At 65.3% G+C, this 25654-nt stretch carries 25 protein-coding genes; 13 read left to right on the forward strand and 12 right to left on the reverse strand.

The window, feature by feature from the left end:
- Positions 1-2: 2 nt before the first annotated feature.
- From bamB to ndk, 6 genes are all read right to left on the reverse strand, one after another.
- On the reverse strand, positions 3-1199 hold the full coding sequence (bamB, locus tag L2Y96_RS11045; protein ID WP_247336836.1) for an outer membrane protein assembly factor BamB: 1197 nt from the start codon (positions 1197-1199) through the stop codon (positions 3-5).
- Positions 1196-1846: a YfgM family protein gene (locus L2Y96_RS11050; protein WP_247336839.1), complete on the reverse strand. Its 651-nt coding sequence runs from the start codon at positions 1844-1846 to the stop codon at positions 1196-1198. Before L2Y96_RS11050 ends, bamB begins: the two co-directional genes overlap by 4 nt.
- Positions 1847-1976: 130 nt before the next feature.
- Positions 1977-2945 carry a helix-turn-helix domain-containing protein gene (locus L2Y96_RS11055; protein WP_247336841.1) on the reverse strand — a complete coding sequence of 323 codons (969 nt, stop codon included), beginning with the start codon at positions 2943-2945 and terminating at the stop codon, positions 1977-1979.
- Between the two features lie 89 nt (positions 2946-3034).
- Positions 3035-3820: a type IV pilus biogenesis/stability protein PilW gene (gene pilW, locus L2Y96_RS11060; RefSeq protein ID WP_247336844.1), complete on the reverse strand. Its 786-nt coding sequence runs from the start codon at positions 3818-3820 to the stop codon at positions 3035-3037.
- Positions 3810-4934 (reverse strand): dual-specificity RNA methyltransferase RlmN, encoded by a 1125-nt coding sequence (gene rlmN, locus L2Y96_RS11065; RefSeq protein WP_247336847.1) that lies wholly within the window; start codon positions 4932-4934, stop codon positions 3810-3812. Before rlmN ends, pilW begins: the two co-directional genes overlap by 11 nt.
- An 8-nt stretch (positions 4935-4942) precedes the next feature.
- Positions 4943-5368 (reverse strand): nucleoside-diphosphate kinase, encoded by a 426-nt coding sequence (ndk, locus tag L2Y96_RS11070; protein ID WP_247336850.1) that lies wholly within the window; start codon positions 5366-5368, stop codon positions 4943-4945.
- Between the two features lie 242 nt (positions 5369-5610).
- On the opposite strand from ndk, the gene L2Y96_RS11075 reads away from it, so the two are divergent.
- The 4 genes from L2Y96_RS11075 to L2Y96_RS11090 all read left to right on the forward strand — a co-directional run bounded on the left by L2Y96_RS11075 (position 5611) and on the right by L2Y96_RS11090 (position 10971).
- Complete coding sequence (locus L2Y96_RS11075) at positions 5611-6276, forward strand: TetR/AcrR family transcriptional regulator (protein ID WP_247336853.1); 666 nt, start codon at positions 5611-5613, stop codon at positions 6274-6276.
- A gap of 32 nt (positions 6277-6308) precedes the next feature.
- Positions 6309-8678: a 3-hydroxyacyl-CoA dehydrogenase/enoyl-CoA hydratase family protein gene (locus L2Y96_RS11080; RefSeq protein ID WP_247336855.1), complete on the forward strand. Its 2370-nt coding sequence runs from the start codon at positions 6309-6311 to the stop codon at positions 8676-8678.
- 12 nt (positions 8679-8690) lie between these two features.
- Positions 8691-9899: an acetyl-CoA C-acyltransferase gene (locus L2Y96_RS11085; RefSeq protein ID WP_247325523.1), complete on the forward strand. Its 1209-nt coding sequence runs from the start codon at positions 8691-8693 to the stop codon at positions 9897-9899.
- A gap of 145 nt (positions 9900-10044) precedes the next feature.
- Positions 10045-10971, forward strand: a complete 927-nt coding sequence (locus tag L2Y96_RS11090) for an MBL fold metallo-hydrolase (protein ID WP_247325524.1) — start codon at positions 10045-10047, stop codon at positions 10969-10971.
- A gap of 104 nt (positions 10972-11075) precedes the next feature.
- Here L2Y96_RS11090 and L2Y96_RS11095 read toward each other — a convergent pair whose 3' ends face one another.
- Complete coding sequence (locus L2Y96_RS11095; protein ID WP_247325525.1) at positions 11076-12350, reverse strand: NAD(P)/FAD-dependent oxidoreductase; 1275 nt, start codon at positions 12348-12350, stop codon at positions 11076-11078.
- A 107-nt stretch (positions 12351-12457) separates the two neighbouring features.
- Between L2Y96_RS11095 and L2Y96_RS11100 the strand changes: the two genes are divergently transcribed.
- The gene (locus tag L2Y96_RS11100) at positions 12458-12985 is read left to right on the forward strand and encodes a 3-hydroxyanthranilate 3,4-dioxygenase (RefSeq protein WP_247325527.1); all 528 of its coding nucleotides are present in this window, start codon (positions 12458-12460) and stop codon (positions 12983-12985) included.
- Between the two features lie 5 nt (positions 12986-12990).
- Here the strand turns inward: L2Y96_RS11100 and L2Y96_RS11105 are convergent, their stop codons facing one another.
- Positions 12991-13545 (reverse strand): NUDIX hydrolase, encoded by a 555-nt coding sequence (locus L2Y96_RS11105; RefSeq protein WP_247325529.1) that lies wholly within the window; start codon positions 13543-13545, stop codon positions 12991-12993.
- A gap of 156 nt (positions 13546-13701) precedes the next feature.
- Here L2Y96_RS11105 and L2Y96_RS11110 point away from each other — a divergent pair, with 156 nt between their 5' ends.
- The 3 genes from L2Y96_RS11110 to L2Y96_RS11120 all read left to right on the forward strand — a co-directional run bounded on the left by L2Y96_RS11110 (position 13702) and on the right by L2Y96_RS11120 (position 17889).
- Entirely contained in the window at positions 13702-14652 is a 951-nt protein-coding gene (locus tag L2Y96_RS11110; RefSeq protein WP_247325530.1) for a transporter, read from the forward strand.
- Positions 14653-14862: 210 nt separating this feature from the next.
- Positions 14863-16353 carry an amino acid permease gene (locus L2Y96_RS11115; protein ID WP_247325533.1) on the forward strand — a complete coding sequence of 497 codons (1491 nt, stop codon included), beginning with the start codon at positions 14863-14865 and terminating at the stop codon, positions 16351-16353.
- A 96-nt stretch (positions 16354-16449) separates the two neighbouring features.
- Positions 16450-17889, forward strand: a complete 1440-nt coding sequence (locus L2Y96_RS11120) for an amino acid permease (RefSeq protein WP_247325536.1) — start codon at positions 16450-16452, stop codon at positions 17887-17889.
- 384 nt (positions 17890-18273) lie between these two features.
- On the opposite strand, the gene L2Y96_RS11125 is transcribed toward L2Y96_RS11120, so the two are convergent.
- Entirely contained in the window at positions 18274-18609 is a 336-nt protein-coding gene (locus L2Y96_RS11125) for a high-potential iron-sulfur protein (RefSeq protein ID WP_247325538.1), read from the reverse strand.
- 141 nt (positions 18610-18750) lie between these two features.
- Between L2Y96_RS11125 and L2Y96_RS11130 the strand changes: the two genes are divergently transcribed.
- Genes L2Y96_RS11130 through L2Y96_RS11145 form a run of 4 tightly spaced genes read left to right on the forward strand, consistent with a single transcriptional unit; the run spans position 18751 to position 21793 of the window.
- Positions 18751-19395 carry a methylthioribulose 1-phosphate dehydratase gene (locus L2Y96_RS11130; RefSeq protein ID WP_247325541.1) on the forward strand — a complete coding sequence of 215 codons (645 nt, stop codon included), beginning with the start codon at positions 18751-18753 and terminating at the stop codon, positions 19393-19395.
- Positions 19392-19958, forward strand: a complete 567-nt coding sequence (locus tag L2Y96_RS11135; RefSeq protein WP_247325542.1) for a 1,2-dihydroxy-3-keto-5-methylthiopentene dioxygenase — start codon at positions 19392-19394, stop codon at positions 19956-19958. Before L2Y96_RS11130 ends, L2Y96_RS11135 begins: the two co-directional genes overlap by 4 nt.
- A gap of 55 nt (positions 19959-20013) precedes the next feature.
- The gene (gene mtnC, locus L2Y96_RS11140) at positions 20014-20697 is read left to right on the forward strand and encodes an acireductone synthase (RefSeq protein WP_247325545.1); all 684 of its coding nucleotides are present in this window, start codon (positions 20014-20016) and stop codon (positions 20695-20697) included.
- Positions 20681-21793 (forward strand): C13 family peptidase, encoded by a 1113-nt coding sequence (locus tag L2Y96_RS11145; RefSeq protein WP_247325548.1) that lies wholly within the window; start codon positions 20681-20683, stop codon positions 21791-21793. Before mtnC ends, L2Y96_RS11145 begins: the two co-directional genes overlap by 17 nt.
- A gap of 107 nt (positions 21794-21900) precedes the next feature.
- On the opposite strand, the gene L2Y96_RS11150 is transcribed toward L2Y96_RS11145, so the two are convergent.
- Genes L2Y96_RS11150 through L2Y96_RS11160 form a run of 3 tightly spaced genes read right to left on the reverse strand, consistent with a single transcriptional unit; the run spans position 21901 to position 24872 of the window.
- On the reverse strand, positions 21901-22701 hold the full coding sequence (locus tag L2Y96_RS11150; RefSeq protein ID WP_247325550.1) for an amidohydrolase: 801 nt from the start codon (positions 22699-22701) through the stop codon (positions 21901-21903).
- Positions 22689-23834, reverse strand: coding sequence for a pyridoxal phosphate-dependent aminotransferase (locus tag L2Y96_RS11155; RefSeq protein ID WP_247325552.1), 1146 nt, complete (start codon positions 23832-23834; stop codon positions 22689-22691). Before L2Y96_RS11155 ends, L2Y96_RS11150 begins: the two co-directional genes overlap by 13 nt.
- A gap of 9 nt (positions 23835-23843) precedes the next feature.
- Positions 23844-24872: a LysR substrate-binding domain-containing protein gene (locus L2Y96_RS11160; protein ID WP_247325554.1), complete on the reverse strand. Its 1029-nt coding sequence runs from the start codon at positions 24870-24872 to the stop codon at positions 23844-23846.
- 131 nt (positions 24873-25003) lie between these two features.
- On the opposite strand from L2Y96_RS11160, the gene L2Y96_RS11165 reads away from it, so the two are divergent.
- The gene (locus L2Y96_RS11165) at positions 25004-25582 is read left to right on the forward strand and encodes an FMN-dependent NADH-azoreductase (protein ID WP_247325556.1); all 579 of its coding nucleotides are present in this window, start codon (positions 25004-25006) and stop codon (positions 25580-25582) included.
- Positions 25583-25654: the final 72 nt, after the last annotated feature.

Raw genomic sequence — 25654 nt, forward strand, 5'->3', positions numbered from 1 at the left:
AATCAATGAGCGACTCGGTACGCGCCGATGTGGCCAACCACATCTTCGACATACACGATATCGCCGGAAACGACGGGCTGCGAGCGGATAGCCTTCTTCGACAGGCGCTCACGACCGACGATCTTGCCGTCTGCGCCGTTCAGCCAATGGATGTGGCCATCGAGATCGCCGACCACGACGTAGTTGCCCTGGGCGGCCGGGGCCGAGACCCAGCGCCACTTCAGCGCAGCCTGCTTCCAGATGTTGGCGCCAGTGCTCTTGTCGAAAGCGAACACCTGCGAGGTGTCGTCGACGCCATAGAGCGAGTTGTCGTGCGCATCCAGCGAGGTAAACGTCGAGAACTTGTGGTTCCACAGCGGGCGTCCGCTGGGGCCATCGAACGCAGCGATATCGCCGTGGTACGCGCCGCCGTACAGGGTGGTGCCATCAAGGGTGATGGCGCCATCGGCATCGTTCAGGCGATCGATCTCGGTGCGGCCTTCACCGCTGGCGAGGGTCTGCTCCCAGAGCTTCTCGCCGTTATCGAGACGGATGGCCACGAGCTTACCGGCATCGCTGCCGAGGAACACCACGCCGTTGGCGACCAGCAGGCGGCCGTTGCCGCGCAGGCTGAGCAGCGGCACCTGCGACTGGTCATACACCCAGCGGCGCTCGCCGGTCTTCGCATCGAGGCCATAAACACGGCCATCATTGCAGCGGACCACGACAAGGTCGGGGGTGACGACGGGGGCGGTGACCACTTCCGACGACACTTCGGCCGCCCAGCGGCGCTCGCCGTCCTTCGAATTCATCGCATACACGTGGCCATCAAGCGTGCCGACGGCAGCCAGGTCGCCAGCGACACCCGGGCCACCCGAGAAACGCGAATCCTCGCGCTTGTCGTCGCCCCAGCCGAACCAACCGTGCTGGCGGATGCTCTTGGACCACAGGGTCTTGCCGGTATTGGCATCGAACGCGGCCATCTTGCCGTCGGTGCTGGCGGCGTAGACCACGCCATCGACCACGGCGGGACGCATGCGGATGCCGGATTCGGCTGCGCCGTCACCGACGCTGTTCTTCCAAAGACGCTCAACCTTGATCGAAGGCTCGAACTTCTTGTCGAGCGGAGTCGGCGGTTCGACGTTTTCCTTCTTGAACGAATGGCAGCCGGCCACGGCGGCCAGTGAGGAGGTCAACGCGATTGCCCAGAAACGTTTCATGCACCCTGCTTCCCGGCCACAGCCAGATCATCGAGTTTGGTTTGAACCACACCGCGTTGCGGTGCGCTGTCGCCCATGGCGGCGATCGCCGCCTCGTAGGCCTTGCGAGCGTCGTCCTGGCGTCCCAGCTTGACCAGCACGTCGCCGCGGAGTTCCTGAGCCGACGCGGAAAAGCCCTTACCCTGGAGGGCATCGAGCGCCGTCAGCGCATCCTGGGCCTTGCCCTGGGCGTATTTCATCTGCGCGACGCGCAGGCCCACCAGGGCCTTGAGCGTGTCGTCCTTCGCATGGGCCTGGGCCCAGTCGAGGTCGCCAGCCGCCTTGTCGAACTGGCCGGCCAACACGTTGCGCTGCGCGCGCTCGCTGGCGGCGAATACAGCCCAGGCCGTATCCGAGTATTCCTTCATCAGGGTCTCGGTGCGGACGTCGATTTCAGTGGTCTTGTTGGTGGCTGCGGCCGTCTGCAGCGCGCCGAATTCATTGGCGGCGGACAGCTCGTGACCGGCACGGTGCGATTTCCACTGCTGCCAGCCAAAGATAAGGACCAGGCCGAGGGCGATGCCGACGGCGATGCTGACGCCATTCTTGCGAAGCCACTGCTGGACGCGTTCGCCCTGTTCGTAATCGTCGTAAACGTCGAATGCCATGCAATCACCCACTGCGCACCGGGCGCAGCAAACCTTGGAAGAAACGGGCCCGAGCCGGCCGTCCGGGGACGGCGGCGCGGATCAATAGGCAAGGATACCCGAAAAGCGCCGCAAGGCGGCGCCGGGTCAATCAGTAGGCGACCGGCGAGGCCTTGCCATCACGCACGTCGACGCGGAAGCGGGCGACGTTGGCGCGGCGGAAGGTTTCGATCTGCACCGGCTGGCCGTCCACGGAAGCCTGGGCCCCGTTGGCGTTGCCGATGCGGACATCGAGCGCGGAATCGCTGTGGTACGACTTCTGCGTGCCCGCCGGCAGGATGCCGTATTCCAGGCGCTGGCCCGCTGCGTCCGTCACTTCCACCCAGCTGGCGGCCGGGAGGTTCAGCGTAAGGTCGTGGCCACCCTGGCCGGTGACGCCAGCCACGGGAGCGGCCACGTTCGTCACCAGCGGGGTCTTCGACGCGGCGTGATCCAGCGGCGGGAACATGGCCATGCTGGCCAGGACGGGCTGCTGATCTTCGGGATGCGTCTCGGCGGGCGTGGTGGCCGCCGGCTGCGCGGCGGACGCCACGCTGGCCGAGGCCGTGGACGACGCAGCCGCAGGGGCATCCTGCTGAGCCACCGGGGCGGCATCCAGCGGCGCCAGGCGCGGCATGTCACGGTCGAGCGTGCCACGCACGCCCAGCCACACCATGGGCACCACGATGATCGCGGTCAGCACCACGTAGGTCGCGGCCGTTACATAGCGCTCGAGCAGATAGCGCGAATGCGACACGCCCCCGGTCACGACCAGATCGGGCTGGCGCGGGGTAAGGCGCGCGAGCTCGGCCTGGATGGCCTCCTCGTCAACACCCACGTAGCGACCGTACTTGGTGAGATAGCCCGCCAGGTACACCTGGTAATCGATGCCGCCGTACTCGCCCGCCTCAAGCTGGCGGACAAGGCGAACCGGCAGGCGCAGGGCCTGGCCACAGGCTTCGGCCGTGTAACCACGTGCCTCGCGCGCCGCACGCAGACGGGCGCCGAAGTGCCCCTCGTGCGCGTGGTCGATCAGGACGCGGCCACCGTCGGTGGCCTGGGAATCATTCTGCGGGTCCATGGCGTCCTCCCTGTTTACAAAGGGCTCGATGCCGGCGAACAGATCCTGTTCGCTTCCGTCCCGACCGTTGGAATTAGACGATGCAGTGGTCATTGACGTGCAGTGGCTTCGAGAGCGTGCGCGGGTTCCGAATCCGGGAACTTTTCACGCAGGCGTTTGGCATAGTCCTGGGCAACCTCCCCGTTGCCCAGACGGAGCTCGATATCGTGCCCGAGCTTCAATGCATCCGGACTGGCCACGCCGAGCGCTTCAAAACGCTGGAGAAAAGCACGGGCCCGAAATGCATCGTTCTTAAGGTACAACACGTTCGCCATCTGATACAGGGCGTCCGCGCTTTGAGCGTTACGATCGAGCGCTTTGCGGAAATACGCCTCGGCACCGTCGTAATCATGGGCCTTCAGGGCGCAGGTGCCCGCGTTCGAGAGCGCAAGATCCGGCGTGGCGTAGAACGGATCGGCCAGCGCGCGATCAAAATAAGGCCTGGCATCGGCCGAACGGCCCTGCTTGCACAGGAACACGGCCAGATTGTTGTTGGCGTCACCCTTCTTCGGGTCGAGCTCGACGGCCTTGCGGTACTGGAGCTCAGCATTGGCAGGATCGTTGATGCGCTCATACAGCACGCCCAGCACGGTATGTGCCGGGGCGTAGGTGGGATCGAACGCCACCGCCTTGTTGAGCTTATCCATGGCACCCTCGAGGTTGCCCTGCTGCATGTACTTGGTACCGAGATCCGTATGGACCTCGGCGCCATGCCGGCGCTCATCCGACTTGGTGCTCTGCTTCAGGTTGGCCCCCGGGCCGTCCCCACCCGTCGTCACGCACCCGGCGCACGCCATGGCGAGCGCCACCAGCATCCCCCACCGCTCAAGCCGCATTAACAACCCCTTCGTCGAGTTTCTTGCGGAACTCCGCCTGACGGCGCGTGCGATCGACCACCTGCCCCTTGAGCTGGCCGCAGGCGGCGTCGATATCATCGCCGCGCGTACGGCGGAGCATGGTAAGCACCCCGGCGTTCAACAGCTGCGTCTGGAACGCGCGGATTTCTTCCGGCTCCGAGCGCTCGAAACGCGTGCCCGGGAACGGATTGAACGGGATCAGGTTGACCTTGTTGTTACCCGGCAGGCGGCGCATGAACTTGATGAGCTGGCGGGCGTGCTCGGGGCGGTCGTTCACGCCCTTCATGAGCGTGTACTCGAACGTGATGGTCGTGCGCGGCGCCCGGCGGATGTAGCGCTCGCATGCCCCGGCCAGCTCGGCCAGGTTGTAGCGCTTGTTCAGCGGGACCAGCTCGGTACGCAGTTCGTCGTTGGCGGCATGCAGCGACACCGCCAGCGAGACGTCGCTCTCGGCAGAGAGCTTGTCGATCATGGGCACCAGGCCCGCGGTCGACAGGGTGACGCGCTTGCTCGCCAGGCCGAAACCCAGGTCGTCGCGCATCAGGCTCATGGCTTTCACCACGTTATCGAAATTGAGCAGCGGCTCGCCCATGCCCATCATCACCACGTTGGTGATGCGGCGCTGCTGGTGCGTGACGTTGCCCAGGAATTTGGCCGCGACCCACATCTGGCCGATGATTTCGGCCGTTGAGAGGTTGCGCGAGAAGCCCTGGGTCGCCGTGGAGCAGAACTGGCAGTTCAGGGCGCAACCCACCTGCGAGGACACGCAGAGCGTGCCGCGGGTGGGTTCCGGGATATACACGGTTTCGATGGCATTACCGCCATCCATGCCGAGCAGCCACTTATGGGTACCGTCGATCGCACCCTTTTCGAATACGGTCGACGGCGGCCCGATATAGCACGTGGCATTGAGCTTTTCGCGAAGCGCCTTGCCGACATCGGTCATCGCCTCGAAGTTATTTTCGAGGCGGTGGTAGATCCACTTCATGACCTGGTCCGCGCGATACGGCTTCTCACCAATGCTGGCGAAGAAATCGCGCAGGCCCTGGCGGTCGAAGTCGAGCAGGTTGACCTTGTCAGCAGGCGTATTCACGGCAGTTCTCAGTGCGAAACGACGTCCGCGTCGTTGAAGAAGTACTTAATCTCGTTGGCGGCGTTCTCGAGCGAATCCGAGCCGTGCACGGCATTGGCGTCGATCGAGTCGGCGAAGTCGGCGCGGATGGTGCCGGCAGCCGCTTCCTTCGGGTTGGTGGCGCCCATGAGGTCACGGTTCTTGAGGACCGCGCCTTCGCCTTCCAGCGCCTGGATCATCACCGGGCCGGAGATCATGAACTCGACCAGGGCGCCGAAGAACGGACGCTCCTTATGGACAGCGTAGAAGCCTTCGGCCTCTTCGCGGGTCAGCTGCTTCATCTTGGCGGCGACGATCTTGAGGCCAGCCTTTTCAAAACGGGCCAGGATTTCACCGATGACGTTCTTCTTGACGGCGTCGGGCTTGATGATCGAAAGGGTGCGCTCCAGCGCCATACGAATACTCCGGGAAAGGTAGGGAAGAAACAAAGCATGCCAGACCCCCCCGAGGGCGCCTGGTGAAAGTTTGGGGCTAAAGCCGTCAGGAATGACTGACTTAGCTCACGAATTCTTGACGGATTCTAGCTCATTCGAAAGTCAATTGCAGGGTTGTGCAGCGCACATTGACCACCAAATTGGTGCAGGCGTATTCTCAAACGATCGTTTGATTCAAACTGACCCAGCCGGAGCGGCCTGCCATGACCCCTGCCCCCTACGCCTCACGCGAGCGCAGTACGAAGGAACGGATCCTGGGCGCCGCCGAGGCCCTCTTCGCCACCCACGGTTTCGCCGGTGCCTCGCTCCGCCAGGTCACCGCCGCCGCGCGGGTGAACCTGGCCGCCGTGAACTACCACTTCGGCTCCAAGGACAAGCTGATCGAAGAGGTGTTCCGGCGCCGCCTGGATGAGCTGAACACCCGCCGCCTGGCCGCCCTGCACCGCCTCGCCGGCAAGGACGAGACCTCCCTTGAGGATGTCCTCGACGCCTACATCCGCCCGGCACTGGACCTGTCCCGCACCGATGGCGGTGGCGCCGCCTTCGTCCGCGTCCTGGCCCGCGCCTACGCCGAACACAATGAAACCCTGCGCCGGTTCCTGTCCGAGAACTACGGCCACATCCTGCGCCAGTTCGCCAGCGAGTTCGCCCGCCTGCTCCCCGGCCTGGCCAAGGAAGACATCTACTGGCGCCTGGACATCGTCACCGGCGCCCTGACTTACGCGATGGCCGACTTCGGCATCATCCAGCGCAAGAGCGACGTCGCCGAGCGCGACCATCGCGAAACCGCCGCCGAACACCTCATCCGCTTCGCCGCGGCCGGCATGCGCAACCCATCCGTTTCGAACGCCCCGGCCAGCCCCCGCTGACCGTGACGACCTTTTGCACCCTGGAGATCACCATGACCGCAACACCGCTACGCATTCGCAAGGCCGCGGTACTCGGCGCCGGCGTCATGGGCGCGCAGATTGCCGCGCACCTGACGAACGCCAACGTGGAAACCGTCCTGTTCGACCTGCCCGCCAAGGAAGGTCCGAAGAGCGGCATCGCACTCAAGGCCATCGCCAACCTGGCCAAGCTCTCGCCGGCTCCGCTGGCCGAGAAGAGCCTGGGCGCCGCCATCATCCCCGCCAACTACGAGGATGACCTGGGCCAGCTGGCCGACGTGGACCTGGTGATCGAGGCCATCGCCGAGCGGATGGACTGGAAGCTCGACCTCTACACGAAGATCGCCCCGCACGTGTCGGCGACGGCCGTACTGGCGAGCAACACCTCGGGCCTGTCGATCAATGGCCTGGCCGAGGCACTGCCGGAACAGCTACGCCACCGCTTCACCGGCGTGCACTTCTTCAATCCGCCGCGCTACATGCACCTCGTCGAGCTGATCCCGACGAAGCTCACCGACGCCACCGTGCTCGAAGGCCTCGAAGCCTTCCTGACCACGACGCTTGGCAAGGGCGTCGTGTACGCGAAGGACACCCCGAACTTCATCGGCAACCGTATCGGCGTGTTCTCGATGCTGTCGACCATGTTCCACACCGAGCAGTTCGGCCTCGGCTTCGACACGGTCGATGCACTGACCGGCCCGGCGATCGGCCGTCCGAAGAGCGCCACCTTCCGCACGGCCGACGTGGTAGGCCTGGATACGCTTGCCCACGTGGTGAAGACCATGGGCGACACCCTGCCGGATGACCCGTGGCACAAGTACTTCCAGCCGCCGGTATGGCTCAAGGGCCTGATCGACAAGGGCGCGCTGGGCCAGAAGACCGGCGCGGGCTTCTACCGCAAGGCCGGCAAGGACATCGTGGTCCTCGACCTGCAGAAGCAGGACTACCGTCCGTCCGAAGGCAAGCCCTCCGACGAGGTCGCCGCGATCCTCGCCATCAAGGATCCGGCTGAAAAGTTCGGCAAGCTGCGTGCGTCATCGGACCCGCAGGCACAGTTCCTGTGGGCCGTGTTCCGCGATCTCTTCCATTACACCGCCTTCCACCTGGCGGATATCGCCGAGACCGCCCGCGATGTCGATTTCGCCATCCGCTGGGGTTACGGCTGGAAGCTCGGCCCGTTCGAGCTGTGGCAGGCCGCCGGCTGGCAGCAGGTCGCCGGCTGGATCGCTGAAGACATCGCCGCCGGCAAGACCATGAGCAGCGCCCCGCTGCCGGCATGGGTGACCGACGGCCGCGCCGGCGTGCACGGCAAGGCTGGCTCGTACTCGGCCAGCGCCAACGCCGACAAGCCCCGCTCCACCCACCCGGTTTACGCCCGCCAGGCCTTCCCGGATCCGATCCTGGGAGAGAAGTTCGACCAGGGCACCACGGTGTGGGAGAACGATGGCGTGCGCCTGTGGACCCAGGGCGACGGCATCGGCGTGATCTCGTTCAAGACCAAGATGAATACGGTCAACGACCACGTGCTCAATGGTATCCAGCATGCGATTGGCCTCGCGGAGCAGCAGTTCCGCGGCGTCGTGTTGTGGCAGCCGAGCGAACCGTTCTCGGCCGGCGCCGATCTCAAGGGTGCGCTCGGCCTGCTTCAGGCCGGCAAGCTGGCAGAGTTCGAGGCCATGGTCGCGAACTTCCAGGCCACCAGCATGGCGATCAAGTATTCGCTGGTCCCGGTCGTCGCTGCCGTGCGTGGCCTCGCCCTGGGCGGTGGCTGCGAATTCCAGATGCATTCGGCCCGCACCGTCGCGGCGCTGGAAAGCTACATCGGCCTCGTCGAAGCCGGCGTGGGCCTGCTCCCGGCCGGTGGCGGCCTGAAGGAACTGGCCGTGCGCGCCGCGCAGCACAACCCGGAAGATCCGTTCGAGTACCTGAAGAAGGTGTTCGAGACCGTGGCGATGGCGAAGGTTTCCACCAGCGCGCTCGAGGCCAAGACCCTCGGCCTGCTGCGCAAGGACGATATCGTCGTCTTCAACGCCTACGAACTGCTGCACGTCGCAAAGGCCCAGGCCCTGGCCATGGCTGAATCGGGTTACCGCCCGCCGATGCCGGCACGCGCCATCCCGGCGGCGGGCGATACCAGCACGGCCACCTTCAAGGCCTCGCTGGCGAACCTCGCCGAGGGTTACTTCGCCTCGCCGCACGACATCAACATCGCCAGCCGCATCGCGGACACGCTCTCGGGCGGCCCGATCGAGCGCGGCGCGGCCGTGGATGAAGAGTGGCTGCTCGCCCTCGAGCGCAAGCACTTCGTCGAGCTGGCCCAGACCGAAAAGACCCAGGCCCGCATCGCCCACACGATGACGACGGGCAAGCCGCTGCGTAACTGAGGAATGCATTCCATGAGCAAGCAAGTGCAAGACGCTTACATCGTCGCCGCCACCCGCACCCCGGTAGGCAAGGCGCCGCGCGGCGTGTTCCGCAACACCCGTCCCGACGACCTGCTCGCCCACGTCATCCGTGGCGTGATGGAGCAGGCACCGGGTATCGACCCGGCCCTGATCGCCGACGCGATCATCGGCTGCGCCATGCCGGAAGCCGAGCAAGGCATGAACGTGGCACGCATCGGCGTGCTGCTGGCTGGCCTGCCCGAGCAGGTGCCGGGTGTCACCATCAACCGTTTCTGCTCGTCGGGCGTGCAGGCCATCGCCATGGCCGCCGACCGCATCCGCCTGGGCGAAGCCGACCTGATGCTGGCCGGTGGTACCGAATCGATGAGCATGGTGCCGATGATGGGCCATAAGGTCGCGATGAACCCGGCGATCTTCGAGAACGACGAAAACCGCGCGATCGCGTTCGGCATGGGCATCACCGCCGAGAAGGTGGCCGAGCGCTGGAAGGTCAGCCGCGAGGACCAGGACGCGTTTGCCCTCGCTTCGCACCAGAAGGCCCTGGCCGCCATCCAGAACGGCGAGTTCAAGGACGAGATCACCCCGTTCCAGCTCGATGACCGCTACCCGGATCTGAAGAACCGCACGGTGAAGGAAGACCGCCGGATCATCTCGATCGACGAAGGCCCGCGCGCCGATACGTCGCTCGAGGTGCTCGGCAAGCTGCGCCCGGTGTTCCGTAACGGCCAGTTCGGTGGCTCGGTTACCGCAGGCAACTCCTCGCAGATGTCCGACGGCGCTGGCGCCCTGCTGCTCGCTTCGGAAAAGGCGATCAAGGATTACGGCCTGACCCCGCTGGCTCGCTTCGTGGGCTTCTCGGTGGCCGGTGTCGCTCCGGACATCATGGGCATCGGCCCGAAGGAAGCGATCCCGAAGGCGCTGAAGCAGACCGGCATCACCCAGGACCAGCTGGACTGGATCGAGCTCAACGAAGCGTTCGCGGCCCAGGCCCTTGCGGTTATCCGTGACCTCGGCCTGGATCCCTCGAAGGTGAACCCGCTGGGCGGCGCCATCGCCCTCGGCCACCCGCTGGGCGCCACGGGTGCCGTCCGCGCCGCCACGCTGATCCACGGCCTCCGCCGCCGCAAGCAGAAGTACGGCATGGTCACCATGTGCATCGGCACCGGCATGGGCGCCGCAGGTATCTTCGAAGCCCTGTAACACACGGCCGTGGTAGGAGCGCACCCTGTGCGCGACATCTTTCGCCCCGAGGCAGCAAGCCCTGTTGCTCCATCGCGAACGGCGTCGCCCACAGGGTGGGCTCCTACGGATGCATTGCCGGCCCCGGTAGGTTTAGGCTTACCGGATGCACGGCATCCACACCATCGACACCGGCTTCGGCCGCCCCTCGTTCGACGCTGCCTACCTCGTGGTGGAGCGCGGCCGCGGCGCCTTTATCGATAGCGGCACCACGCACTCGTTGCCGCGACTGCTCGATGCCATCACGGCCGCCGACCTGCGGCCCGGCGATATCGACTGGGTGATCCTCACCCATGTGCACCTCGACCACGCCGGCGGCGCGGGCGAACTCATGAAGCACCTGCCCAACGCCATGCTTGCGGTGCACCCACGCGGTGCGCGGCACATGATCGACCCTGGCATGCTGATCGCCGGCGCCACGGGCGTGTACGGCGAAGAAGCGGTGCGGCGCGACTACGGCACCATCGCGCGGGTACCGAAAGATCGGGTCATCGAGGCCAGCGATGGATTCGTGGTGGACCTGGCAGGCCGCGCCCTGCTTTGCCTCGATACGCCAGGCCACGCGAAACACCACATCGCCATCCACGACGAGCGCGCGAATGCGTTCTTCACCGGCGATATCTTCGGCTTGTCGTATCGCGAGTTCGATACCGCCAACGGCCCCTTCATCATCCCGACGACGTCACCGGTGCAGTTCGACCCGGATGAGGCCCACGCCTCGCTCGAACGCATGCTGCGTTACGAGCCTGAAGCGATGTACCTCACCCACTATGGGCGCGTTGAGCAGGTGAAACGCCTGGCGGCCGACCTGCACGAACAGATCGAAGCGATGGTCGCCATCGCGAAACGCCACGCAGGCGATCCGGACCGGGAAGCGCGCATCGCCGCCGACTTCACCGACCTGTACGTAGGCCGGGCAAAGAAACACGGCGTCACGTTAACCACCGAAGAAATCACCCGCCTGCTCCGCATCGACATCAAGCTCAACGCCCAAGGCATCGCCGTCTGGCTAGACAAACCCCACCCCCCGTAGGAGCCCACCCTGTGGGCGACATCTTTCGCAGGAAAGCAACAGGATCTAAGGCGTTGAGTCGAAAAATGTAGCGCGCAAGCACGCACCCACAAAAGCCGCGCTACTCAGCCTTCCAGACGCGATTTGAACCAGTCCGCCAGCTCCAGTTTCCAATAGGTACCCTGCGCCGCCAGGTAACCAAAGGGCCGGTGCACGGGTTCAAGACCGAAATCCGCGTAGGCAGGCACTGATTTTTCCCCCGAAGCAATCGCATCGGCCAGTGTCTCACCCGCCGCGCAGGTGGGCGCGAGGCCGTGTCCGCCGAACGCCTGGGCATACCAGAGGCCATTGCCATGCGTGCCCACCTGGGGCATCTCATGCCGGGCGTAGCTCATCAGCCCCGACCACGCGTGCTCGACCTTCACTCCCTTCAGCGAGGGAAAGACGCGCTCCAGATCGCGCGTCAGCAGCTTCTGTACCGCGCGCGGGTGTCGATCGCGCACCGAGATCCGGCCACCCCACAGCAGGCGCGTATCCTGCAGCGGCCGGTAGTAATCGAATGCGAAACGCGTGTCGTAGATGGCGGCCTGGGTTCGCAGGCACTCGGCCAGCCGGGGACCCAGCGGCTCCGTCACCATCACGTACGTAGCTATGGGCAGCACCGCACGATCGATGGCCCGGTCGAGCCCTGCGAGATAGCCACCACAGGCCAGCACGACGTTTGGCGCTTCGATCTCGGCATCACCCACGCGCAACACCCAGCGCGGCCCGCGCCGTTCGAGCATGCGTACGCGAGAGCCTTCGTGAACGGTGACTCCAGCGGCTTCGGCGGCCACGGCGAGGCCACGGGCATAGGCCAGCGGATCGATGTGCAGCGCATTCCGCTCATACAGGCCATCGTGGTACCGGCGGCTGTGCACGAACTCGTGCATGGCGTCGGCCGGGATCCACTGCCAGTCCGAGCCATACTGCTCCGCGAGCAAGGCCTGGCGGCTGCGCAGGATACGCGCGTCGCGAAACCAGTTGGCCCAGACGACGCCCGCATCGACCATGTCACACGCGATGTCGAGCGTGACAATCCTCTGTCGGATCAAATTAACGGCGGCGACCGTGCGCGCGTAGAGGTCGCGCGCATGGACATCACCCAGCCGGTCCAGCAGCGCACGCTCGCCGAGCGAGTACCCCGCGAAGACAAAGCCACCATTGCGCCCCGACGCACCGAAGCCAATGGTCTGCGCCTCGATCAGCACGATGTCGCGTACGCCACGCGCGGCGAGCCCCAGCGCGGTGTTCAGCCCCGCGAAACCGCCGCCGACGATGACCACCGCCGCCTCCCGCTTGCCCTGGGGCGCGGAACGCGGCGTTGGCGCGGCTTGCCGGGCGTGATACCACGACGCCATGTAGGGGAATCCTTACGGAACGGACCGCCGTTGTACGACACGCCGCACCCGACGGGAAGTCCCCAGGCGGGAGTATCATCCGCGGACCCATCCACGAAGCCCCGAGCATGAGCCTTACGCCTCCGATCGACCTGCAACGCTGGATCGACGAACACCGCGACCTGCTCAAGCCCCCGGTGGGCAACAAGTGCATCGTCGATGGCGATTTCATCGTCATGATCGTCGGCGGACCCAATGCCCGCACCGATTACCACTACGACGAAGGCCCGGAGTTCTTCTACCAGCTCGAGGGCGAGATGGTCCTGAAGGTCCAGGACGAGGGCGTCGCGAAGGACATCCCGATCCGCGCCGGCCAGGTGTTTTACCTGCCGCCGAAGGTGCCCCACTCGCCGCAGCGCATGCCGGACTCAGTAGGCCTGGTGATCGAGCGCCGGCGCCTCAACGGCGAGCAGGATGGCCTCCTGTGGTTCTGCGAGCGCTGTAACACGAAGCTCTACGAGCACTACTTCACACTGCAGAGTATCGAGAAGGATTTCCCGCCGGTGTTCGATACGTTTTACCGCGACGAGCAGGCTCGCACCTGCCCAAACTGCGGCACCCTGCACCCGGCCCCGGCCCGCTACAACCAGCCGTAACGCTCCTACAGGTCTGCGGTTCTCGCCAGCCATTTCTGCGCCATGCGGCGGAGGGAAATGTCTGCGGCTTCGTCCTCGGCGATGGCGGCGATCTCGCGCCATGCCAGGCCCAGCGATTCCTCGTTCGCCGCGAAAACCTCGGAGCCGCGCGTCTGCACCACGTAACGCGCATCGTAATGCCAGTGTTCCGGTTCCTGTCCACGCGCGGGGATGCTGTGCCGGTCGATATCGAAGAGCTGCGGCTGCACCGCCAGATCCGTGAGACCCGTCTCCTCCTCGGCCTCACGCAGCGCCACGTTCGCAAGGTCCGCCTCGCCATCGGCGTGCCCACCCGGCTGCAACCAGCGCTGCAGCTTACGGTGGTGCATCAGCAACACGCGTTGGCCATCCGCGCTCACCAGCCACGCCGACCCTGTGAAATGCCCAGCCAGGGTCTCGCGGTGAAAGGGCATGGCCTCATCGGCGAGCCAGGCGCGGAAATGCGCCGCATCGGCTTCATCGGGATAGCGCGCCGCGTACTCATCAAAGGCGGCGGCAAGCGGGCGGTAGGCAGGGTTCATCAGAAAAGTCCGAGCAGATCTGTAGGCAAATTCGCACGCCATTTTCGGACAAATCCGATACCTGCGGCTAGCGCCGCTCTCTAGCATGAAGGTGTGCGCATGGAGCGCACCGATGTCACCGCAGCCCTACGGCTGCCCTCATGCATGGAGCCGCGCATGTCAATTCGAGTTTTCCGCACCATCCCCCTGCTCGCCCTCGTCCCTGCCGCTGCCCTGGCGAGCGAGGGCTCACGCGCACCGGTCAACTTCACAGGGCCACTGGTGACGCCCGCGGTCAACGCACTGCCCGTGGGCGTACTCAACATCGAGCCGTATCTCGTTTACACCAATGTCCGTGGGACGTACGGCAACGGCGGCACCCGGCACACGCTGCGCCACCACAGCCGCCAGTGGCAGATGGCGCTCCCCGTGATCTACGGCCTGGGCGAGACGACAGCCATCCAGCTCACCCTCGCTGCGGCCCGCACCTCGACCCACCGCGCTCATTCCGACGGCCTTCGCATGGGCGATGCCGCCGTGCGCCTGCAGCAGCGGCTGACGGGGCCCGGTGAGGACGGCACTGGCTGGGTCTCGTCCATCGCGGTAGCACAGCGCCTGCCGACGGGTGCCTATCACCATCTGGGCGCCAACCCGCTCAACGGCATGGGCAACGGCAGTGCGCGCACCACGCTGTCCTACGGCCTGCAGAAGCTGCAGTGGTTGCCCGATGGCCAGGCCGTGCGCTGGCGGGGCCAAATGGCGTGGAGCCCCAACCCGCGCAGCATCCGCATCCACGACACCAGCGTGTACGGTACCGAACACGGCTTTCGCGGCCAGGTGCGCCACGGCCAGGCATGGAACGCTTCGTTGGCCACGGAGTACGCCCTCGATCCGCGCTGGGTGCTGGTGAACGAACTGGTATTCAACCGGAGCGGCACGTTGCGCATGAAAGACGCGGCGCGCCCCGCATGGAAGCACGGCCCCAGCCACGACCTGAGCCTTGCGCCCGCCGTGGAATACCACTTCAACGCCAATCTGGGCCTTATCGCAGGCGTGCAGTTCAGCGTCGCCGGGCGCAACACGCCGAGCTACGTGGCACCGCAGGCCGCGTTGAACATGGTGCTCTGACGCACCGCCATCGCACCATCACAACCGCCGTTAGTCATGGTGACATCCGCATCCCTCCGTGCAAGGCCTTGGCAGGCCTCGCAATGCAGCTTGTACGGCCGTGCCCCGCTGGGCTATGGTGCCGTGCCGACTCACCGGGGAGCGGCATTCGATCCTGGCTGCCACGGCGGTCCCAATAATAAAGAGCACTTCCGGCAGTAGGGGAGACATATGTTGAAAAACCTTTTTGCGACGCATCCCATTGAGGCCGCGCCGCACGTCGATGCTGGTGAACACATCGATACTGGCGCGCATGGCGATGCAGGCCTCAAGCGCGTCCTGACCGCCAAACACCTGATCCTCCTCGGCATTGGCGCCGTGATCGGTGCCGGTATTTTCGTCATCACCGGCCAGGCCGCCGCGATGCACGCGGGCCCCGCCCTGGTCATCAGCTTCCTGATCGCCGGCTTTGCGTGCGCACTCGCGGGCCTTTGCTACGCCGAATTCGCGGCGATGCTTCCGGTCTCGGGTAGCGCCTACTCCTATTCCTACGCCACGCTCGGCGAATACGTCGCCTGGTTCGTCGGCTGGAACCTCGTCCTCGAGTACCTGTTCGCCGCCGCGACCGTCGCCGCGGGCTGGTCCGGTTACTTCAACGAACTACTTGGCCTCATCGGTGGCCTCGTTGGCAGCGATATCACCCTGCCCGCCGCGCTCTCGTCGGCCCCGTTCCAGTTCGTCGAAGGCCACATCCAGGCCACGGGCGCCCTGATCAACCTGCCGGCGGTCATCATCATCGCCGCGCTGTCGGGCCTGTGCTACGTCGGCATCACCCAGTCGGCGTTCGTGAACTCGATCATCGTGGCGATCAAGGTCACCGTGATCCTGCTGTTCCTGGCGTTCGCCATCCGCATGATCAACCCGGCCAACTGGCACCCGTTCATCCCGCCGAACGAAGGCGAAGGCGTGTTCGGCTGGAGCGGTATCTTCCGCGCCGCGACGATCGTGTTCTTCTCGTACGTCGGCTTCGATGCGGTTTCCACGGCGGCCGGCGAAGCGAAGAATCCGCAGCGCGACATGCCCATCGGCATCCTCGGCTCGCTGGCGGTCTGCACGATTCTCTACATCGCCGTGGCCCTGGTGCTCACCGGCATCGCTCCGTTCCGCATCCTGAACACGCCGGAGCCGGTTGCCACCGCACTGGGCCTGTACCCGCAGCTCTCGTGGCTGAAGGCGATCGTGGTCTTCGGTGCCATCACCGGCCTGTCCTCGGTGATCCTGGTCATGCTGATGGGCCTGCCGCGCATCTTCTTCTCGATGGCGCGCGACGGCCTGCTCCCGCCGACCATGGCCAAGCTGCATCCGAAGTTCCGCACGCCGCACGTCGGCACCATCATCGTCGGCGTCGCTGCCGCCGCCATGGCCGGCCTGTTCCCGGTGAGCGTGCTGGGCGAGCTCGTCTCGATGGGCACCCTGCTGGCCTTTGCCACCGTGTGCATCGGCATCCTGATCCTGCGCTACACCCGCCCGGACCTGAAGCGCAGCTTCCGCGTGCCGATGGTGTGGCCGATCTCGATCCTCGGCGCCATCGCATGCATCTACCTGTTCTGGCAGGCGTTCGAAGAGCATTGGCGCCTGATGGTCGGCTGGATCATCATCGGCCAGCTGATCTACTTCGGTTACGGCTACGCGCACAGCAAGCTGCGCAAGTCGAACCCCTGATCAGGTAACGCGCATCCGGGAAGGCCGGCGATCCATCGCCGGCCTTCCCTGTTTTACCGCTATCCTCATTCCCGTCACATTGAGTCCGAGCCCTCCATGCTCAAGCAGTTACTCGCCACGAAAGCCCCCGCACCCGAAGCCGACGACGCCCATGGCCCGGCCCTGCGCCGAACGCTGGGACCGTGGGGCCTGACGGCACTCGGCATCGGCGCAGTGATCGGCGGCGGCATCTTCGTCATCACCGGCGTGGCGGCGGCAGAACATGCCGGCCCCGCCATCATCCTGTCGTTCATCCTGGCGGCCATCTGCAGCGTGTTCACTGCGCTGTGCTACGCCGAGTTCGCCTCGCTGGTCCCGGTGTCGGGCAGCGCGTACTCCTATGCCTATGCCACGCTCGGCGAAGGCGCCGCCTGGTTCATCGGCTGGAACCTCATTCTCGAATACGGCGTCTCGGCATCCGCCGTCGCCGTGAGCTGGACGGGCTACTTCGTCAGCCTGCTCGACCATGTCGGCATCCACATCCCGCCGGCGCTCACCAATGCACCGCTTGATTTCGTCGATGGCCACCTTGTCGCGACGGGCGCGCTGTTCAACCTGCCCGCCGTCGGAATCACCCTGGCGCTCACCTGGCTGTGCTACGTGGGCATCAAGGAATCCACCGGCCTGAACATGGCCATGGTGCTGCTCAAGGTTGCGCTGATCGTCGTGGTGATCATCGTCGGTGCGAGCCATATCGATACCGCCAACTGGCATCCGTTCATCCCCGCCAACCAGGGCGGCGACAAGTACGGCTGGTCCGGCGTGCTACGCGGCGCCTCACTGGTCTTCTTCGCCTACATCGGCTTTGAAGCCACCTCCACGGCGGCGCAGGAATCGAAGAACCCGCAGCGCGACATGCCGATCGGCACCCTTGCGTCGCTCGGCATCTGCACCGTGCTCTACATCGCCATGGCCGCCGTGCTGACCGGTCTTGTCCCGTTCGATCAGCTGGGTACCGCCGAGCCGGTCGTCACCGCGATTCGCCAGCATCCGGAACTCAACTGGCTGCGCGGCCTGGTGGAAGTCGGCGCACTCATTGGCCTGTCGTCAGTCGTCCTCGTGATGATCATCGCGCAGCCGCGCATCTTCATGATCATGGGCCGCGACGGCTTGCTGCCGAAAGTGTTCACGACTATCCATCCGAAGTACCGCACGCCGCATCTCAACACCGTCATCACCGGCGTCGGCATCGCTGCGCTCGCTGCGGTGTTCCCGCTGAACCTGCTCGGCGATCTCACCTCGATGGGCACGCTCGTCGCGTTCTGCGCGGTGTGCATCGGCGTGCTGATCCTGCGACGCACCGCTGCCGACGCGCCGCGTACGTTCCGCGTGCCGTTCGCGCCGGTGACATGCACGCTCGGCGTGTTGAGCTGCATCGGTTTGTTGTATTCGCTTGGCTTGCGCAACTGGGTGTTGCTCGGTGTGTGGACGGCGCTTGGCATCATCGTCTACTTCGCTTACAGCTATCGGCACAGCCAGAATCGTCGTCGGAATTGAGGCTTGTCGCGCGCGAGCGCGCTCCTGCAACAACGCTTTAACAATTGTCGTTAAATCGTTGTTTTGCGACGGAATCTGCAAAAAAATGCTTGTCATTTAACTGCCATTGGCCGGTCGCGCCCGGAGGGGAGTATGATCCCGGTTCCGTGGGTAAATCACTTGGCAGTGGGCCCCGGATTGCCGCCCAGCGCGTCAGGCGGGTCAGCTCCTCGGCCTGGCGCGCTTGGGCTGCATTTTGCGCGATCACTTGGTCGCCACGCATGAAAAAAGGCCAGCCTTCCGGCTGGCCTTTCTTTTGCCCGGGATAAATACCTGACTGGTTTTATCCGGGTATTTCTTATCCAGATGCGCTGCCCCTGCCCTGATGCCTGGGGCATTCGCGGATCAGATCATGACCGCATGCGAGACGCACCAGCCCTTCGCGGCCACGGCCTTACCCGGGAACAGCTGGCACGGGCCCCACGCGGCGCCGGCCTTGCCCTGGTAGAAGTTGCAGTTGAAACAGGCGTCGCTCGCCGTCTTCTTGCCCACGGCCTTGCTGCCATCTTCCACGTACTTCAGCGCCGATGCGGTCGGGTCCGAGGGTGCGAGGTGCGGCAGGTCCTGGGCCTGGCCCAGGCGGGGCAACGTGCCCAGCACGGTCGCGGCGGCGACGGAGCCGGCGGCAGCCTTGAGGAAACGGCGGCGGCCCTCGATGTTGGTGTTGTCGTTCTGCGCCATGGAACAGCCTCTTGCGGAAGATGCCTTGCATCCTACGCAAAAGCGGAAACTGGAATGGTTCGCATTTTCGCCCGGCGCCTGCGATCCGGGCTGTAAAGACCCGCATGCTATAGTCGCCACCTGATTTAGACGTCCAAACCCATGACCAAGACCCTCGACCATCTCGACCCGGCCCTGCTCGCCTCGCGCGCCGATGCCATTGCCGACGCGGCCCGCGAACTCGCGGCCTTCGGCTGGACGCCCGCAACCAGCAGCAACTTCTCCATGCGCCTGGACAACGACCTGGCGGCCATCACCATCTCGGGCCGCGACAAGGGCCGGCTGGGGCGGGATGACATCATGGTCATCGACATGGACGGCAAGGCCGTGGGCAGCGATTCGCGCCCTTCGGCCGAAACCGGGCTGCACACCCAGGTGTACAAGCGCTACCCGGAAGCCAATGTGGTGCTGCACACCCATTCGCGCACGCAGAGCGTGGCCTCGCGCCTGTTCGCCGCGGAAGGCCGCATCCGCCTCGAGGGGTGGGAGTTGCAAAAGGCCATCACCGGCTACACAACGCATGAAAGCGTGCTCGATATTCCCGTCTTTCCCAACACGCAGCACATGCCGGAGCTGGAAGCCCAGGTCGATGCCTGGATCGATAGCGGCAAGCCGCTGCATGCTTACCTGATCAATGGCCACGGCATCTACACCTGGGGCCGCGACATGGCGGAAACCCGCCGCCATCTCGAGGCACTGGAATTCCTGCTGGGCTGCGAACTCGACCTTCGGAGGCTTTCCCCATGAGCCGTCTGCGCATCTACGACGAAACCGACCACTCCCCACTCAAGGTCCTGACCGACCATCCCGCGATCGCCGCGGAGCTGAACGCCATCGGCGTCCGCTTCGAGCAGTGGGAGGCCAACCAGCCGATCCAGCCCGGCGCGAGCCAGGATGAGGTCATCGCGGCTTACAAGAGCGATATCGATCGCCTGATGAAGGAAAATGGCTACCAGGCCGTGGACGTCATCAGCCTGAAGCCCGACCACCCCGACCGCGCCGCGTTTCGCTCGAAGTTCCTGAACGAGCACACGCATAGCGAGGACGAGGTGCGCTTCTTCGTCGCCGGCGCCGGCCAGTTCACCCTGCACAAGGATGGCAAGGTGTACGAAGTGCTATGCGAAAAGGGCGACCTTATCGGCGTGCCCGATGGCACCCGCCACTGGTTCGACATGAGCGTTTCGCCGTACTTCGTGGCTATCCGCCTGTTTACCAACGTGGAAGGCTGGGTCGCCAGCTTCACCGGCGAGGACATCGCGGAGCGTTTCCCGCGCATGGACCCGCACCCGTCGGCCGCCCTCGCGTCGTAAAGCCGCGCGGGCTCGGCTATCCTGCGGATCTCCCCGATCCGCAGGCAATGCCCCCATGTCCGATATCCGCGCCGTCCTCACCGACATCGAGGGCACCACCAGCTCGATTGATTTCGTGAAGGATGTGCTCTTCCCCTACGCCCGGCAGCACCTGCCCGCGTTCGTGGAGACCCATGCCGACGAGCCCGAGGTGCAGCACTGGCTGCACGAGGCCGCGAAGGAAGCGGGTATCGTCGAGGCCTCGCGCACCGAGATCATCGACCTGCTGATCCGCTGGATCGACGAAGACCGCAAGGCCACGCCGCTCAAGGCCCTGCAGGGCATGATCTGGCGCGAAGGCTACGAGGCGCAGGCCTATGTCTCGCACATGTACCCCGAAGTGGCCGGCCGCCTGAAGGCCTGGCACGACCAGGGGCTCAAGCTCTACGTGTACTCCTCCGGCTCGGTGCCGGCGCAGAAGCTCATGTTCGGCTTCAGCGAAAGCGGCGACCTGACGCCGCTGTTCTCGGGCTATTTCGATACCCAGACGGGCCACAAGCGCGAGGTCGAATCCTACCGCCGCATCGCCGAGGCCATCGGCCTGGCGCCGTCACAGGTGCTGTTCCTCTCGGATATCCGCGAAGAGCTGGATGCCGCGCGCGACGCCGGCATGCACACCACCCATCTCGTTCGCCCGCCGCTGCCCATGACCGATGCCGGCCACCCGGCCGTGGCGGATTTCAATGCCATCCAGCCTTGATCCCCAGCGCCGCACGGCGATCTACACGCTCGCCGGCTTCATTGCCGGCGCAGCGCTGACGGCCGCCATCCTCAACTTCGGCCCCACACCCGTCGTCACCGGCGTGGCGCCACCTGCCCCGGCACCCGCCGTGGCCAGCACCGCTGCAACCAGCACCGCCGTAGGCAAGGCCGGCACGCCCCCTGCGGCAGCCGCGTCGGCACCGGCGGCTGCATCCACCACGGCCGATGCCGACACGGATGCCGACGCCGACCAGGGCCTGCAACTGGACGCGAGCGACTGGCCGGAGAGCGCGCCCTCGCCCGAACAGGTCTTCAGCGCCCAGCCGGAGGCCATGCGTACGGCCCTCGGCAAGCTCGCCAAACGCACCCCGGGAAAGGCGAACGTCTATGCCGTGGCCTTCGGTGCCGACGGCTCCGAGGACGTCTTCCGTAACGAAGCCGAATACCTCGACACGCTGATGGCCACGCGCTTCGGCAGCCCGAACCACACGCTGGTGCTCGAGAACAACCCCGCCACGCTGGCGACCCGCCCGTTGGCCAGCTGGAGCAACCTCGAAAGCGCGGTTGATGGCATGGCTAAGGTGATGAACCCGAAAGAGGACATCCTCTTCGTGTACATCGCCACGCACGGCGGTAGCGACCACAGCCTGCTGGTCGACATGGACCCGATTCCGCTCGACCAGCTGGACCCCGATGGCCTGGCCCAGATTCTGGCCAAGCATGCGTTCCGCTGGAAGGTGGTCGTCGTTAACGCCTGCTATTCCGGCGGCTACCTGCCGAAACTACGCGGCGACGGTACGCTCGTGATGGCCTCGGCACGCACCGATCGCACGTCGTTCGGCTGCGGCACCGATTCGGATATCACCTATTTCGGCCACGCCTGGCTCGCCGACGCGCTGAACGCCACGCCGGATTTCATCGAAGCCTTCGACAAGGCAAAGGTGGAAATCGCAGGGTGGGAGAAAAAGGACTCAGTCACGCCGTCCGAACCGCAAATCGACGTCGGCGCCGGTATCGCAGACAAGCTGAAGGCCTGGCAGAAGACCGCGAAAATCGCCCCCGGCACCCCCTTCAAACCCGCCCCAAAGAGCTAAAAGCTCTTGTAAGAGCGCGCTTGCGCGCGATAGGCGCTGGCATCACGGCACGGGTATTACCGCGTCACCGCTCTTTCGGCTGATCGCGCGCAAGCGCGCTCCTACAGTCAGGCGTCGTGGAGGGTGAAGCTGTCCGCATCCATCCACGCCGGGAAGCGTTCGCGGTGGGCGAGCAGCGGCGCGGGGTCGATCTTCAGCGTGACCACCTGCTCCACGGGGCCCAGCTCGACCAGCGGCTCGCCGACCGGATCGATCACGGCGCTATCGCCGCTGTACGGGTGGTTATTGCCATCCACGCCGACGCGGTTCACGCCGATCACGTATGCCAGGTTCTCGATGGCACGCGCACGCAACAACGTGCGCCACGGCCCGCGTCGCGGCGACGGCCAGTTCGCCACGAACAACGCCAGGTCGTAATCCATGCCGCCGGCGGCGGATTCGTTACGGCCATTACGCAGCCACACCGGGAAACGCAGGTCGTAGCAGACCTGCGGCAGGATCCGCCAACCCTTCAGTTCAACGACCAGCCGCTCGTTGCCGCCGCCATAACGGGTGTGCTCACCCGCCATACGGAACAGGTGGCGCTTGTCGTACGTCACCAGCTCGCCGTTCGGCGATACCCACATCAGGCGATTGTAGACCGTCTCGCCCTCGCGGATCACCAGGCTGCCTGTGATCGTGGCATTAACCTCGATCGCCAGCGCGCGTAGCCACGCCACGCTCTCGCCATCCATCGTCTCGGCATTGGCGAGCGTGTCGTTGGTGAAGCCGGAGAGGAACGTCTCCGGCAGTACGAACAGATCGCTGGCCGGCGCCGTGCGCACGAGGTGGCCGTAATACTCACGGTTCGCCGGCGCATCGTGCCAGCGCGTGGCGCCCTGGACGAGGGAGACGGTCAGAGTTTGCACAGGAGCTCCGCGGCGGCTTCCATCGTGGCATCGTTCTTGGCGAAGCACAGGCGGACCAGGCGCGTATCCGGCGCCGTCTCGTAGAACGGGCTGAGCGGGATCGCCGCGACGCCACCCTCGCGCACCAGCCATTCGCTGAAGTTGATGTCATCCACATCGCGGATGGCGCTGTAGTCGACCAACTGGAAATAACCACCCGGCACATCGAGCAGCTTCAGCCGCGACGGTGCCAGGAGTTCGCGGAAGCGGTCGCGCTTGGCCTGGTAGAACGCCGGCAGTTCGAGGTAATGCTCAGGGCTCGATTCAAGGAACTCCGCGAAGGCCCACTGCGCCGGGTTGAACGTGCAGAACGTGAGGTACTGGTGCACCTTGCGGAACTCGGCCGTCAGCGCCTTGGGTGCCACGGCGTAACCGACCTTCCAGCCAGTGCAGTGGTACGTCTTGCCGAACGACGACACGACGATGCTGCGCGCGGCGAGCTCTTCGTGGCGCAGCACGCTCTGGTGGTCCGCGCCGTCGAACACGATATGCTCGTACACCTCATCGGAAAGCACCACGATGGGCGTGTTGCGGATGATCGCCGCGAGTTCGTCCAGGTCGGCCCGCGAGAGCACGGCACCCGAAGGATTGTGCGGCGAGTTGATCAGGATCATGCGGGTCTTCGACGTGATCGCCTCGCGCACGCGCTGCCAGTTGATGCCGAACGACGGCACCTCGAGCGGGATGTGCACGGCGGTGGCGCCCTGCAGCTCGATGGCCGGTTCGTAGCTGTCGTAGCACGGGTCGAACACGATCACTTCATCGCCCGCGCGGACCACCGCGGCGATCGCCGAGAACAGCGCCTCGGTGGCACCGGAGGTCACCGTCACTTCGGTATCGGGGCTGACACGGTGGCCATACAGGCGCTCGGTCTTCAGCGCGATCTGCTCGCGAAGCTTGGCGATGCCCACGCCGGGTGCGTACTGGTTCTTGCCTTCGGCCATGGCGCGCGTGATGGCCTCGCGCAGCGGTTCCGGCGGCTCGAAGTCCGGGAAGCCCTGGCCGAGGTTCACGGCCTTGTGCTCCAGCGCAAGCTGGCTCATGACGCTGAAGATCGTGGTACCGACCTTCGGAAGCTTGGTTTCGATCTGCATCGAACGCCCTTATTCGTTTGGACGGCCAAACGCGGCCGCATTTTCCGATCCTAGCATGCGGCGCATGACGAGGGAGCCTTCCACCCCCTCGGCCGCCGCCACCTTCTGGCAATCCTTGTGGAACTCGGCCTGCGCCTTGGGCAGGCGCTCAGCCAGGAAATCCACGAAGCTGCGCACCGCCGGCAACAGGCCACGACGGCTCGGGTACACGAAATGCAGCGTGCCCTGGGCCGTTGTGTATTCCGGCAGCACCCACTCGAGGTGGCCGTTGGCCAGCATGGGCGCACAGTAATCTTCCGGCAGCAGCGCCACGCCGCAGCACTGCACGGCCGCCGAGATCAGCACGGTGAAATCGCCACTGACGAGACGCGGCTTCACCTCAACGGCGGCCTTCTTGCCGCTGGCATCGACCAGCTCCCACACCTGGGCACCCTCGTGCTCATACATGCTGAGCGCCGGGAGTTGAGCCAGCTCATCGAGGTTCTTGGGGCGGCCGTAGCTATCCAGGAACTTCGGGCTCGCCACGAGCAGGCTACGCGCGTAGCCGATGCTGCGCAGGACCAGGGTCGCATCCGTATCCAGCTTCTCGCGGACGCGGACGGCGACGTCATAGCCCTCGCCAATCAGGTCGACGCGGCGATTGGTGGCGGTCAGGCGCACCTGCACCTTGGGATGCTCGAGCATGAACGCCGGGAGCATCGGCCCCAGGATGTTCTGGGCGATGGAAATGGGGCAACTGATCCGGACAATGCCGCGCGGCTCCGTGCGCAGTTCGTCCACGGCGTCCTGCGCGGCCTTGGCTTCTTCGAGGACGGCGCGACAGTGCTGATAGAAGCGCTCGCCGATCTCGGTGACCACAAAACGGCGGGTGGTCCGCTGGAGCAGGCGCACGCCCAGGCGGTCTTCCAGCTGCGCGATACGCTTGGAAAGCCGGGACTTGGGGATGCCAAGGGCGCGGCCAGCTGCCGAGAAGCCGCCGTTTTCGACCACGGAGGCGAAGAAATAGAGGTCGTTCAGGTCTTGCAGGGCGCCTTCCATCAGGGCGTTCCTCGGTCGTTTCCCATTCAGAACAATCAGTCTACCCCAAGCCGACTAATCAATTGATTGTCCGAAGCGTACCTTTTGTCCATTCCCGCTGCCGGCGGGACCGACGAACCGAGGACTCTCCCATGAAACTCCTGCACATCGATGCCAGCGCCCTGGGCGCCCACTCTGTCTCCCGCGGCCTGACCCAGGCCATCGTTTCGGAGTTCGTGAACCACCACCCGGGCACCGAAGTCACCTACCGTGACCTCCACGCCGCCCCGCTCGCCCACTGGGGCCTGCCGGCCGGTGAGAACGACCCGAATGCCGCCGAAGCGGCGAAGGTGCTGGAAGAGTTCCTGGCGGCTGACGTCGTGGTCATCGGCGCCCCGATGTACAACTTCAGCATCACCAGCTCGCTGAAGGCCTGGATCGACCGCATCGCCGTGGCCGGCAAGACCTTCCACTACACCGCGAACGGCCCCGAAGGCCTCGCAGGCGGCAAGCGCGTGATCGTCGCCTCGTCCCGTGGCGGCATCTACAGCGCCGGCCCCGCGGCTGGCATGGACTTCCAGGAGCCGTACCTGCGTGCGGTGCTGGGCTTCCTCGGCGTGACCGATATCGAGTTCGTCCGCGCCGAAGGCGTCGCCATGGGCGACGAGCACAAGGCCCAGGCGGTCGAGACGGCCGTTGCCGGCATCGGCGGGCTACTCCGCGCGGCGTAAATCGCCGAGGCGTCTGTCGGTGGGCTGCCCCGCGCGACACGAACCGCCCAGGCACTTGTAGGAGCGCGCTTG

Source organism: Luteibacter aegosomaticola, assembly GCF_023078475.1.
GTDB classification, from domain to species: Bacteria; Pseudomonadota; Gammaproteobacteria; order Xanthomonadales; family Rhodanobacteraceae; genus Luteibacter; species Luteibacter aegosomaticola.

Excerpts from the sequence above, each read along its gene's own strand:
- L2Y96_RS11100 (WP_247325527.1), top strand. The coding sequence starts at position 12,458 with ATGAGCCTTACGCCTCCGATCGACCTGCAACGCTGGATCGACGAACAC.
- L2Y96_RS11050 (WP_247336839.1), bottom strand. The coding sequence starts at position 1,846 with ATGGCATTCGACGTTTACGACGATTACGAACAGGGCGAACGCGTCCAG.
- L2Y96_RS11130 (WP_247325541.1), top strand. The coding sequence starts at position 18,751 with ATGACCAAGACCCTCGACCATCTCGACCCGGCCCTGCTCGCCTCGCGC.
- L2Y96_RS11095 (WP_247325525.1), bottom strand. The coding sequence starts at position 12,350 with ATGGCGTCGTGGTATCACGCCCGGCAAGCCGCGCCAACGCCGCGTTCC.
- L2Y96_RS11145 (WP_247325548.1), top strand. The coding sequence starts at position 20,681 with ATGCCATCCAGCCTTGATCCCCAGCGCCGCACGGCGATCTACACGCTC.
- pilW (WP_247336844.1), bottom strand. The coding sequence starts at position 3,820 with ATGCGGCTTGAGCGGTGGGGGATGCTGGTGGCGCTCGCCATGGCGTGC.
- ndk (WP_247336850.1), bottom strand. The coding sequence starts at position 5,368 with ATGGCGCTGGAGCGCACCCTTTCGATCATCAAGCCCGACGCCGTCAAG.
- L2Y96_RS11135 (WP_247325542.1), top strand. The coding sequence starts at position 19,392 with ATGAGCCGTCTGCGCATCTACGACGAAACCGACCACTCCCCACTCAAG.
- L2Y96_RS11085 (WP_247325523.1), top strand. The coding sequence starts at position 8,691 with ATGAGCAAGCAAGTGCAAGACGCTTACATCGTCGCCGCCACCCGCACC.
- L2Y96_RS11090 (WP_247325524.1), top strand. The coding sequence starts at position 10,045 with ATGCACGGCATCCACACCATCGACACCGGCTTCGGCCGCCCCTCGTTC.
- mtnC (WP_247325545.1), top strand. The coding sequence starts at position 20,014 with ATGTCCGATATCCGCGCCGTCCTCACCGACATCGAGGGCACCACCAGC.
- L2Y96_RS11120 (WP_247325536.1), top strand. The coding sequence starts at position 16,450 with ATGCTCAAGCAGTTACTCGCCACGAAAGCCCCCGCACCCGAAGCCGAC.
- L2Y96_RS11155 (WP_247325552.1), bottom strand. The coding sequence starts at position 23,834 with ATGCAGATCGAAACCAAGCTTCCGAAGGTCGGTACCACGATCTTCAGC.
- L2Y96_RS11165 (WP_247325556.1), top strand. The coding sequence starts at position 25,004 with ATGAAACTCCTGCACATCGATGCCAGCGCCCTGGGCGCCCACTCTGTC.
- L2Y96_RS11105 (WP_247325529.1), bottom strand. The coding sequence starts at position 13,545 with ATGAACCCTGCCTACCGCCCGCTTGCCGCCGCCTTTGATGAGTACGCG.
- L2Y96_RS11080 (WP_247336855.1), top strand. The coding sequence starts at position 6,309 with ATGACCGCAACACCGCTACGCATTCGCAAGGCCGCGGTACTCGGCGCC.
- L2Y96_RS11055 (WP_247336841.1), bottom strand. The coding sequence starts at position 2,945 with ATGGACCCGCAGAATGATTCCCAGGCCACCGACGGTGGCCGCGTCCTG.
- L2Y96_RS11125 (WP_247325538.1), bottom strand. The coding sequence starts at position 18,609 with ATGGCGCAGAACGACAACACCAACATCGAGGGCCGCCGCCGTTTCCTC.
- bamB (WP_247336836.1), bottom strand. The coding sequence starts at position 1,199 with ATGAAACGTTTCTGGGCAATCGCGTTGACCTCCTCACTGGCCGCCGTG.
- L2Y96_RS11110 (WP_247325530.1), top strand. The coding sequence starts at position 13,702 with ATGTCAATTCGAGTTTTCCGCACCATCCCCCTGCTCGCCCTCGTCCCT.
- L2Y96_RS11160 (WP_247325554.1), bottom strand. The coding sequence starts at position 24,872 with ATGGAAGGCGCCCTGCAAGACCTGAACGACCTCTATTTCTTCGCCTCC.
- L2Y96_RS11115 (WP_247325533.1), top strand. The coding sequence starts at position 14,863 with ATGTTGAAAAACCTTTTTGCGACGCATCCCATTGAGGCCGCGCCGCAC.
- L2Y96_RS11075 (WP_247336853.1), top strand. The coding sequence starts at position 5,611 with ATGACCCCTGCCCCCTACGCCTCACGCGAGCGCAGTACGAAGGAACGG.